Origin of the sequence: Rhodococcus sp. UNC363MFTsu5.1, from assembly GCF_000686785.1 — a bacterium.
GTDB lineage: Bacteria > Actinomycetota > Actinomycetes > Mycobacteriales > Mycobacteriaceae > Rhodococcus_G > Rhodococcus_G maanshanensis.
In genome coordinates this window covers 1-9,503 of the sequence record NZ_KK366015.1, presented here as the reverse complement: position 1 = coordinate 9,503, position 9,503 = coordinate 1, and the positions used below count along the sequence as shown (strand labels likewise).

Genomic DNA, 9,503 nt, shown 5'->3' with positions numbered 1-9,503 from the left:
CGATCACAGTGGTCGAACTTGTCGCGCTCGCAGAGATTTTCGGGTTGCCGACCGAATCGCTCATACCCAAGACGCGAATCGTCGAACAGCACCTCCGAGACTGGGCCATACGGCACGCAGACCTGGAGATCGACAAGATCCACGCCGAAGCGGAACTTGCGGAGATCAAAGATGAACTTGCTGGCGCAAAGGCTCTGGAAAATGCCTTCCGCGCGCTTCAGAACTACCAGGCCACCGGAGACGAGTCAGAGGTAGCCGATGCCCTCGACACGATCGCGATGTACGCCGAATCGTGCACCGACATGACCCCCACAAAGCTGCGGATCGACGTGGTGGCGGTACTTGAAGACCTGTCGATACACCCCGCACTCATCGAGGAAGCAATCAAGGTTGCCGACCGAGCAGACGGAGGCAACCAGCCGACCAAGCTCGTGCGTCACGTCACCGTCAACACCCCGTTCAAGCCAGGCCGAACAGGAATCACCCATGACTAACTCCCACGCACAACGGCGCAACCGCAGAGCCGGCGTCGAAGACCGGTGGTGGAAGACCGTTCGCGACGCCAACGGCGCCGAGCAGTCCATCCACGCCGCCGGATGGGCCACCGACGACAAGGGCAAGGACATTCCGCCCGCCCGAAAGCGCTGGCGTGCCCGCTACGTCGACGACACAGGCCGCGAACACAGCAAAGCGTTCGACAAGAAAGTCGACGCACAAGCCTGGCTCGACTCCGTCACCGTCACCCTCGTCCAAGGCACCCACGTTGCACCCTCCGCCGGCAAAGGCACGGTAGGGGAGGCCGGTGAGCGATGGCTCAAGTCCAATGCCCACCTCAAGGCCACCACTACCGCCACCCGTGAAGTCACCTGGGCCGTGCACGTGAAGCCGAAGTGGGGGAGCGCCGCCGTTCGAGATGTCCGGACAACAGAAGTGCGCGCCTGGGTCGCTGAAATGGTGGCAGCAGGCACTGGGGTAGCGACCATCGAGAACGCGCTTGGAGCCATGCGCCAGGCCCTCGACATCGCGGTAGAAGACCGGCAGATCGCCGTGAACCCCTGCCTAGGCGTGAAGGCCCCTAGAAGGCAGCACAAAGACCGCGGATACCTCACCCACGCCCAAGTAGCCCAGCTGGCACTGGAGGTGGACATACGCCCCGAGGTGATCCGGTTCCTCGCCCTGACCGGCCTGCGATGGGGCGAGATGGCGGCGCTGAGGGTAAGTGACTTCGACATGCTGCGTCGTCGGGTGACGATCTCGCGGGCCGTGGCGGAGGTCAAGGGGAAGCTGGTGTGGAGTACCCCGAAGACCCATGAGCGGCGCTCTGTGCCCTTCCCTCGCATCCTCGTGGACGAGCTGTCTGCGCTCATGCGGGGCAAGGGCAGGGATGCCCTGGTGTTCGCTAGCGCCGAGGGTGAGGCGCTGAGGGTGAGCACCTACCGCCCTCGCGTGTTTGCCCCTGCTGTGAAGCGGCTGCAGAAGGCCGCGGAGGATGCGAGGGACGAGGAGAAGGCGCAGACGGGGGAGGCCGTCACCCCCGAGTTCCCCACCGTGACCCCGCACGACCTACGCCACACGGCGGCCTCGCTGGCGATCAGTGCCGGCGCCAACGTGAAGGCGGTCCAGAAGATGCTCGGGCACGCGAAGGCGAGCATGACCTTGGACGTGTACGCGGATCTCTTCGAGGACGATCTGGAAGCCGTGGCGGAGGCCCTGGACGTTGCCGCTCGAGCCGCTCGCTAGAACTACTGCGGACCCACTGCGGACCGAACGCAAGAGAGGCGCTACCCGATCTCTCGGATAACGCCTCTGACCTGCTCTAACTCTGGTGGAGCTGAGGGGAATCGAACCCCTGACCTCTTCGATGCGAACGAAGCGCGCTACCAACTGCGCCACAGCCCCGAACCACGCTCCCGAAGGAACGCTCGGCAACTGTAGCAGCCCGGCCCGCCACAGAAAAAATCGCCCGGTCCGGAGCGGATTCACCCCGCACAACAGGGGTTCGTCCGACCGCGCGGGAGGATCTCACCCGGGGAGGATCACGCCTCCCCTGGTGGTGTCGAGGATGGTCTGCCCCTCCGGGACGGACCGCCATTGATCGAACGGCTGCTCCAGTGCGAACCGGCCGTCGTCCTTCCGCACCAGTGTCCTGGTCTCCGCGTTGCCCGGGTTGTTCAGCGACTCGAAGTACTCGACCGACCAGTGGAACCAGCGCATGCAGAACAGCCGCATGGTCAGCCCGTGCGTCACGACGAGAGTGTTCGGCGGGAACCCGGGCTTGGCGCGGTGCCGGTACAGCGTCTCCATGAAGGTGCTCACCCGGTCGAAGACGTCCGCGCCGGATTCTCCCTCGTTGAACCGATAGAAGAAGTGCCCGTAGGTGTTGCGGAGCCCGGTCTGCCGGGAGATCTCGTCCGGATCCTGATAGTTCGCCCAGTCCTGTTCGCGCAGACGCGGTTCCTCGATCCGGCGCTCGATCAGATCGTCGATGCCGAGCGCCTCCAGGGTCTGGTATGCGCGCAGGTACGGCGAGACGTAGACGCAGACCTTCTGCCCGCCGAACTGCTCGCGCAGCCGCTCCCCCGCGGCTCTCGACTGCTCCACGCCGCGCGCGGTCAACGGGATCCGGTAGTCCGGCACCCGCTCGTAGATCCCCGGATCGATGTTGGCCTCGGACTCGCCGTGCCGGAGCAGCACGATCCGCTCCGGCCCGGCTCCGTCTGCCATCGGCGTCAGGCTACTGACCGACGACCCGGCGCATCTCCTGAGGAGCCGCCTCTTCCTCGAACCGGATGTCGTAGTGCTCGAGGTGCTCGAACACCGGGTCCTCGTCGTCCACTTCGAGCACCACGGCCCCCCGCCGGCGCAGCCGCGACGGGATCAACCGCAGCTCGTCGTCCTCGCGGGACTCCACTCCGAGCCGGGACCGGCTCAGGCGCGCCATCCGGCGACGACGGATCTCCTGCTCGAACTGGACCTGCCTGCGCATGTAGGCCAGGTACCCGCCGAGACCGACGAAGGCGGCCGCGGCCACCCACCACAGCATCGGCGAGACGATGAGCGCGAGCGCCGCCGACATGATCGTCACCAGGATCAGGCCGAGGACGGCACGCTGCCGGAAGCCGTACCGCGCGGCCCGGGCCAGAGCATCGGCCTCTGGGTCGAAGCCGCCGCGACCGCGGCGCTGCGGGACGTACTCACGAGCCGCGGCCCGCTCGTCGTCCAACTCGTCGACTTCTACTTGGGTGTCCATGCGGTCCTCCGCATACCTGGGGCGAGTGGCTTCGCGGCGCCAGTTCGGGTCGCTGCGGTGTCCTGAGGCGGGACCGCGGTGCTGCTGACGCGCGAGCTGGTCGCGGTCGAGCACACGGGTCGCCAGTGCTGCCTCGGTGGTCTGACGGATTCGGGGCCGACGTTTCGCCTGCATGGGCAGCAGGACGAACAGCCACATCCCGACCAAGGCGATCCACAGGATCGAGTTCGGCATACCGGCGACCTCCCTCCCAGTCGTCTACCAGCACGTATGACTCAATCAGCCCATTCAGGCTAATTGCCACGGCGCGCAGTTCCCCGCAGACGCGCCGACTCAACTTTCCCAACTGTCACAATAGTCACTCGCTCCAGTGGTGTTTTGCACTACCCGCCCCCAATCGGATCCGACGAGGTCGGCGAGTCACCCCCAGGTGGCCTTGCCCGCCCGGACCAACCGGTCGCTGACGGTGCCCTCGACCTCCTCGATCGTCATCGCCACCAGCAGGTGATCGCGCCACGCGCTGTCCACGTCCAGGTAGCGCCGCAACAGTCCCTCCTCACGGAACCCGACGTTGCGCAGCACCGCCTGACTGGCCAGGTTCTCCGGGCGAACGGTGGCCTCGACCCGGTGCAACCCGAGCGCGCCGAAGCTGTGGTCGAGCCCGAGCGCCACCGCGGCGGTGGCCACCCCCTGACCGCCCACCTCCCTGGTCACCCAGTAGCCGATCCACGCGGACCGCAGCGCCCCGCGCACGATGTTCCCGATCGTCAGCTGCCCACAGAACTTTCCGTCGAGTTCGATGACCAGCGGCACCATCCTGCCCTTGCGCGCCTCGGAGCGCAGCGAGGCGCACAGCCCTGGCCAGTTCCCGATGTGATGACGGTCCTCCCACGGGCCCTCACCGGTCGGCTCCCACGGTTCGAGATGTTCCTGGTCGCGAATACGGATACGGCTCCAGGCCGCGGCGTCGCGCAGCCGGATCGGGCGCAACGTCACCCGCCCTGCGCCCACCGTGAGCGGACCGAGATGCGCCGGCCAACCCGGGTGCATCGAGTACTTGCGCAGTGCTGTTCCCAACCCTCAGCCTCGCTGCGCAAGGAAGGCCACGTCGACTTCGTCGCCGGTCCGGACCTCGGTGACCTCCGGTGCGACCAGGACGAGGCAGTTCGCCTCCGCCAGCGTCGCCAGGAGGTGCGAGGACGAGCCGGGCGCACCGCCGAGCGCCTGCACCAGGTACTCCCCCGTCGTCTCGTCGCGCATGAGCTGCCCCCGCAGGAAACCCTTGCGGTTCTCGATCGAGGTGATCGGCGCGACCGTGCGTGCGGTCACCACCCGGCGCATCGGCTGCCTACGTCCCAGTGCGATCCGGATCAGCGGCCGGACCATCACCTCGAACACGACAAGCGCACTGACCGGGTTGGAAGGCAACAGGAACGTCGGCACCTCGTCGCGGCCGAGCTGGCCGAATCCCTGCACCGATCCCGGGTGCATCGCCACCCGCTCCACCTCGAGGTCCCCGAGGTCGCGCAACGCCTCGCGGACCTGGTCGGAGGCCCCACCGCCGACCGCCCCCGCGATGACGACGATCTCCGAACGGATCAGCTGACCCTCGACCACCTCGCGCAGCCGACGCGGATCGGTGCCTGCGATGCCGACCCGGTTCACGTCGGCGCCCGCATCGCGCGCTGCCGCTGCGAGCGCGTACGAGTTCACGTCATAGACCTGGCCGGGGCCGGGGGTGCGGTCGATGTCGACCAGCTCGCCACCGACGGAGATGACCGACAGCCGCGGCCGGGGATGGACCAGCACCTTGTCGCGCCCCACCGCGGCGAGCAGACCGACCTGGGCCGCGCCGATGATGGTGCCCGCGCGTACCGCGACGTCGCCGGGCTGCACATCGTCTCCGATGCGCCGGACGTAGTCACCGGACCGGACCGGCCAGTGCACCTTCACGCGGTTCAGGCCGCCATCGGTGCGGTCGAGCGGCAGGACCGCGTCCGCGAGGGTCGGCAGCGGCGCCCCGGTGTCCACACGTACCGCCTGACGCGGCTGCAACCGGATCGGTTGGCGCGAACCGGCGGCGACCTCGCCGACCACGGGCAGCGTCACCTCGACGGGCTCGTCGTCCTCGCCCCGGTTCTCCCCGCCCGCACCAGCGACGTCGACGCTGCGCACTGCGTAGCCATCGATCGCGGCCTGATCGAATCCCGGCAGCGGGCGCTCGGTGACCACCTCTTCGGCACACAGCAGACCCTGAGCCTCCGAGATCGCCACCCGGACCGGCCGTGGCGCGACCGCGGCAGCCGTCACCCTCGTCTGCTGCTCCTCAACCGAGCGCATGTAGTCACTGCCTCCCGACCCCACTAATGTCCCGTCTGCTGCAGTCTCTGAATGAGCCACTCGCGCAGCGAAGGACCGTATTCTTCACTGTCCAGGGCAAAGTCAACCGCAGCCCGCAGGTAGCCGCCGGGATTTCCGAGGTCGTGTCTCGACCCACGATGCACCACCACATGCACCGGATGCCCCTCCGAGATCAGCAACGCGATCGCGTCGGTCAGCTGCAACTCGCCACCCTGACCCGGGGTGATCCGGCGCAACGCATCGAAGATCGCCCGATCCAGCAGATACCGGCCCGCGGCCGCGAACGTCGACGGCGCGTCCTCCGGCTTCGGCTTCTCCACCATCCCGGTCACCCGCAGGACATCGGGATTCGTCGCGTCCGGCACCTCCTCGACATCGAAGACGCCGTACGCGCTGACCTGATCCTTGGGCACATCGATGGCACACAGCACGCTGCCGCCGCGCTTCTCCCGGACCCGGACCATCGTCTCGAGCACCCCGCGCGGCATCACCAGGTCATCGGGCAACAGGACCGCGATCGCATCCTCGTCGTCATCGAGCACGCACTCGACGCAGCCGACGGCATGACCGAGCCCGAGCGGCTCCTCCTGGATCACCGACTCCACCTCGAGCAGGCCCTGCGCCTTGCGGACCTTCTCGAGCAGATGTGACTTGCCGCTGGCCTCGAGCTTGCTCTCGAGCACCAGGTCCTCGACGAAGTGCGCGACGACGCCGTCCTTGCCCTCCGAGGTGACGATCACCAGCCGACTGGCGCCCGAATCGGCGGCCTCACCGGCGACGAGTTCGATGCCAGGGGTGTCCACCACCGGGAGCAGTTCCTTCGGCACCGTCTTGGTCGCGGGCAGGAACCTGGTGCCCAGACCCGCCGCGGGCACCACCGCCGTGCGGAAGTGCCTGTTCTTGTTGGTGCCGGCCTGTGTCATGAGCACACCCTATCCATCTCGTCCGTGCGCTCCGGATTCTAGGGTGAGCACGATGGGACCGCGGATCAGGGGAACAGGGTGGCATCGGTGACCGAAGTGACGACGAAGGCGCAGTGGCGGGCCAGGGTTCTCGCCGCGCGTCGATCACGCGACGCCGTGACCAGGGAGGCGGAGGACCGCGCCCTCGCCGCGGCGGCGTCGGAGCTCGGCGACGCGCTCGGACCCGACGCAACGGTCTGTGCATATGTGCCGGTCGGGGCCGAGCCCGGATCGACGGCACTCCTCGATGCCCTCATGCGTCGGGTCGGACGGATCCTGCTGCCCGTGGCCAGGGAACCCGGCCCCCTGCACTGGGCGGAGTACCACGGCACCGACGCCCTGGTCAGCGCCCCGTTCGGCCTGCGGGAACCCGCGCAACCGCACCTACCGCCCTCGGCGATCTCGGAGGCGACGGCGATCCTGATCCCGGCGCTGGCGGTCGACGAACGGGGGGTCCGCCTGGGTCGGGGCGCGGGGTTCTACGACCGAACCCTCGACCTCGCCGCTCCGGCGGCCCGCCTGATCGCGGTGGTCCGCGACGACGAGGTGGTCGCCGAACTGCCCGACGAGTCACACGACATCCGGGTCGGCTGGGTCCTCACCCCGGCCGGCGGGCTGCGTGCACTGGGAATAGGAAGCTGATTACCGGCGTTGGCACTCCTGACTGTAAAGTGCTAACGCCTGCCGTATCACCACCCAGGCCTGAGTACCCCGTGCGGAGGATCCTTCAGTGCCCACCTACTCGTATGCCTGCACCGAATGCAGCAACCGGTTCGACATCGTCCAGTCCTTCACCGACGACACCCTGACCGTCTGCTCCGAGTGCTCCGGCAAGCTGCGCAAGCTGTTCAACTCCGTCGGCATCGTCTTCAAGGGCAGCGGTTTCTACCGGACCGACAGCCGGGGCAGCGGCGGCACCGCGAGCGAGCCGGCCAAGTCCGATTCGTCGGCGTCCTCGACCCCCGCGAGCAGCACGTCGACCAGCACGTCGACGTCCACCGCGAGCGCGGGCGCGTCCTCCTCGGCCACCTAGCCCCAGGTTCTCCACAGCCGTCTGGTCCATCCACAGGCACCTCATGCGGAGGCGCCGACGGTCGGCCGCCGTCCCTAGCGTGACCCCATGGACCGCGCACCGATCCCCGGCAGTCGTCGCCCCGAACGGCTGGACCCGACCTGGACCGACCGGCTCTCCTGGCTGACCCGACCGGGAACGGCCAGGATCGCTGCCGGCCGCAGGCTGCTCGCCGCCGCGCTGGCCATGACCGCAGTGATCCTGCTGCTGCGCGGCGACCCGTCGGACGATCAGGTCGCCGTCGTTGCCACCGCCCGCGACCTGACGCCCGGCCTCGTCCTCGGCGCCGACGACCTGCGACTCGTCCAGCTGGGCGCAGGGGCGGTGCCAACAGGAGCCCTTCGCGCCCTCGACGACGCCATCGGCCACACCCTGACCGGGCCCGCAAGGGCGGGCGAGACCCTGACCGACCTCCGCCTGCTCGGTCCGCGTCTGGCCAACGCGGCCACCGACTCATCCGATGCCCGCGTCGTGCCGATCCGCCTCGCCGACCCCGAAGTGACCGACCTGTTACGCGAGGGCGACCGGGTGGACGTGCTGACCGTGAACCCCGACACCGGAGGACCGGCGCCCGACGCCCGGGTACTGGCCTCAGCCGCGACGGTGATCCTGGTGTCCCCCAACGATTCCGGCCGTGGCGCGCGCGAGCGCGTTGTCATGCTCGCGCTGCCTGCCGGCGAGGCGACCACGGTCGCCGCGGCCTCGCTCTCGACGGCGCTCACGGTCACGTTCCACTGACCACCCGGCCCGGCTCCTGTTGCCCCACCGTGCCCGGTGTCCATAGCATTTCCATATCCGAGAGCATCACCAGCCGACGGAACGGAGACCCAACTCATGTTGAAGGGCTTCAAGGACTTCCTGCTCAAGGGAAACGTGCTCGACCTGGCCGTCGCGGTGATCATCGGCGCCGCCTTCACCGCCATCGTCACCGCATTCACCGGCAACATCGTCGAGCCCCTGATCGCCGCCCTCGGCGGCTCGAACGAGATGGGCTTCGGTTTCCAGATCACCGACAGCCCCGAGACCTTCGTGAACATCGGTGCGGTGATCACCGCGGCGATCAACTTCGTCATCATCGGGGCCGTCGTGTACTTCATCCTCATCGTGCCCTACAACCACGCCAAGGAGCGGTACATGAGCCAGGAGGAGAAGGAGGCCACGGACATCGAGTTGCTCACCGAGATCCGCGACCTGCTGGGCAGCGACACCGCAAGGCATCGGAGCTGAGGACGCGGGCACACGCTGGGCCCGTATCGAATTCGATACGGGCCCAGCGTGTGTGGATCAGGTCGGTTCCTGGTCAGCCGATGCTGAAGGGCTGTCCCCAGAGGGTGACAGTGCCCTTGACGTTCTCGGTGTCGACGGTGACATTGACGTAGGAGCGGGCCTGGGCGTAGCCGGCGCAGCCCTCGACGCCCATGGTGGAGTCGGCCCAGGTGACGCTGCCGGACGCGCCCTCGAAGGAGTGCTCACCGGAGTGCGACTCGCCACCGAAGTCGTCGGCTTCCTCGAGGTCGAGGACCGAGAAGCTGGCGGCCTGGCCGGGTCCGATGGAGATGTTGCCCGCGCTGTCGGCGGTCATCTTGGCGTCGCCGTCCTCGTTGGCCCAGGTGGTGCCGCCACCGACGTTGTGGCCGGTCCCGCCGCCCAGGGTGAGCTGGCAGGCCACGATGTAGCCGGGCTCGATGTCGCCGCCCTCGGCGCCGGAGCCGCCGGAGATCTCGACCTTCGCCGAACCGGAGACCCACACGTTGCGGTGCAGCGGCGTCGCACCCATGGAACCGGAGATGTTCGCGGACTCCCCGCTCATGGTGACGGTGACGACGGTGCCGTCGGCGAGGGTCTTGGTGATGGTGCC

The 9,503-nt window shown here is 68.1% G+C and carries 12 protein-coding genes and 1 tRNA gene; 6 read left to right on the top strand and 7 right to left on the bottom strand.

The genetic code is table 11. The features are described from left to right. Both BR31_RS30175 and BR31_RS30170 read left to right on the top strand, forming a co-directional pair. The coding region (locus BR31_RS30175; protein ID WP_037178385.1) for a hypothetical protein at positions 1-494 on the top strand (494 nt) is incomplete at its 5' end. Then, positions 487-1,740: a tyrosine-type recombinase/integrase gene (locus BR31_RS30170; protein WP_037178382.1), complete on the top strand. Its 1,254-nt coding sequence runs from the start codon at positions 487-489 to the stop codon at positions 1,738-1,740. The genes BR31_RS30175 and BR31_RS30170, both read left to right, overlap by 8 nt. Before the next feature lie 83 nt (positions 1,741-1,823). Here the strand turns inward: BR31_RS30170 and BR31_RS0125210 are convergent. The 6 genes from BR31_RS0125210 to BR31_RS0125185 all read right to left on the bottom strand — a co-directional run bounded on the left by BR31_RS0125210 (position 1,824) and on the right by BR31_RS0125185 (position 6,534). After that, positions 1,824-1,899 (bottom strand) — tRNA-Ala (locus BR31_RS0125210). A gap of 123 nt (positions 1,900-2,022) precedes the next feature. Continuing rightward, positions 2,023-2,724: a phosphoglycerate mutase family protein gene (locus tag BR31_RS30165; protein WP_037178380.1), complete on the bottom strand. Its 702-nt coding sequence runs from the start codon at positions 2,722-2,724 to the stop codon at positions 2,023-2,025. 10 nt (positions 2,725-2,734) lie between these two features. After that, entirely contained in the window at positions 2,735-3,484 is a 750-nt protein-coding gene (sepX, locus tag BR31_RS0125200; RefSeq protein ID WP_027503367.1) for a divisome protein SepX/GlpR, read from the bottom strand. Positions 3,485-3,670: 186 nt separating this feature from the next. After that, complete coding sequence (locus tag BR31_RS0125195; protein ID WP_037178424.1) at positions 3,671-4,300, bottom strand: GNAT family N-acetyltransferase; 630 nt, start codon at positions 4,298-4,300, stop codon at positions 3,671-3,673. Between the two features lie 30 nt (positions 4,301-4,330). Further along, positions 4,331-5,590, bottom strand: coding sequence for a molybdotransferase-like divisome protein Glp (glp, locus tag BR31_RS0125190; protein ID WP_027503365.1), 1,260 nt, complete (start codon positions 5,588-5,590; stop codon positions 4,331-4,333). Between the two features lie 23 nt (positions 5,591-5,613). Continuing rightward, positions 5,614-6,534: a UTP--glucose-1-phosphate uridylyltransferase gene (locus BR31_RS0125185; RefSeq protein WP_027503364.1), complete on the bottom strand. Its 921-nt coding sequence runs from the start codon at positions 6,532-6,534 to the stop codon at positions 5,614-5,616. Between the two features lie 87 nt (positions 6,535-6,621). Here BR31_RS0125185 and BR31_RS0125180 point away from each other — a divergent pair, with 87 nt between their 5' ends. The 4 genes from BR31_RS0125180 to mscL all read left to right on the top strand — a co-directional run bounded on the left by BR31_RS0125180 (position 6,622) and on the right by mscL (position 8,872). Beyond that, the gene (locus BR31_RS0125180) at positions 6,622-7,215 is read left to right on the top strand and encodes a 5-formyltetrahydrofolate cyclo-ligase (RefSeq protein WP_231496700.1); all 594 of its coding nucleotides are present in this window, start codon (positions 6,622-6,624) and stop codon (positions 7,213-7,215) included. Positions 7,216-7,303: 88 nt separating this feature from the next. Further along, a complete protein-coding gene (locus tag BR31_RS0125175; RefSeq protein WP_027503362.1) occupies positions 7,304-7,606 on the top strand; it encodes an FmdB family zinc ribbon protein in 303 nt (100 codons plus the stop codon). Between the two features lie 87 nt (positions 7,607-7,693). Next, positions 7,694-8,383 (top strand): SAF domain-containing protein, encoded by a 690-nt coding sequence (locus BR31_RS0125170; protein WP_027503361.1) that lies wholly within the window; start codon positions 7,694-7,696, stop codon positions 8,381-8,383. Between the two features lie 96 nt (positions 8,384-8,479). Further along, positions 8,480-8,872, top strand: coding sequence for a large conductance mechanosensitive channel protein MscL (gene mscL / locus BR31_RS0125165; protein ID WP_027503360.1), 393 nt, complete (start codon positions 8,480-8,482; stop codon positions 8,870-8,872). A 73-nt stretch (positions 8,873-8,945) separates the two neighbouring features. Here the strand turns inward: mscL and BR31_RS0125160 are convergent. Continuing rightward, a partial coding sequence (locus tag BR31_RS0125160; RefSeq protein ID WP_027503359.1) for an MspA family porin occupies positions 8,946-9,503 on the bottom strand: 558 nt, incomplete at its 5' end.

Coding starts and splice junctions, on each gene's coding strand:
- BR31_RS0125195 (WP_037178424.1), bottom strand. CDS start 4,300: ATGCACCCGGGTTGGCCGGCGCATCTCGGTCCGCTCACGGTGGGCGCA.
- mscL (WP_027503360.1), top strand. CDS start 8,480: ATGTTGAAGGGCTTCAAGGACTTCCTGCTCAAGGGAAACGTGCTCGAC.
- BR31_RS30165 (WP_037178380.1), bottom strand. CDS start 2,724: ATGGCAGACGGAGCCGGGCCGGAGCGGATCGTGCTGCTCCGGCACGGC.
- BR31_RS0125185 (WP_027503364.1), bottom strand. CDS start 6,534: ATGACACAGGCCGGCACCAACAAGAACAGGCACTTCCGCACGGCGGTG.
- glp (WP_027503365.1), bottom strand. CDS start 5,590: ATGCGCTCGGTTGAGGAGCAGCAGACGAGGGTGACGGCTGCCGCGGTC.
- BR31_RS30170 (WP_037178382.1), top strand. CDS start 487: ATGACTAACTCCCACGCACAACGGCGCAACCGCAGAGCCGGCGTCGAA.
- sepX (WP_027503367.1), bottom strand. CDS start 3,484: ATGCCGAACTCGATCCTGTGGATCGCCTTGGTCGGGATGTGGCTGTTC.
- BR31_RS0125170 (WP_027503361.1), top strand. CDS start 7,694: ATGGACCGCGCACCGATCCCCGGCAGTCGTCGCCCCGAACGGCTGGAC.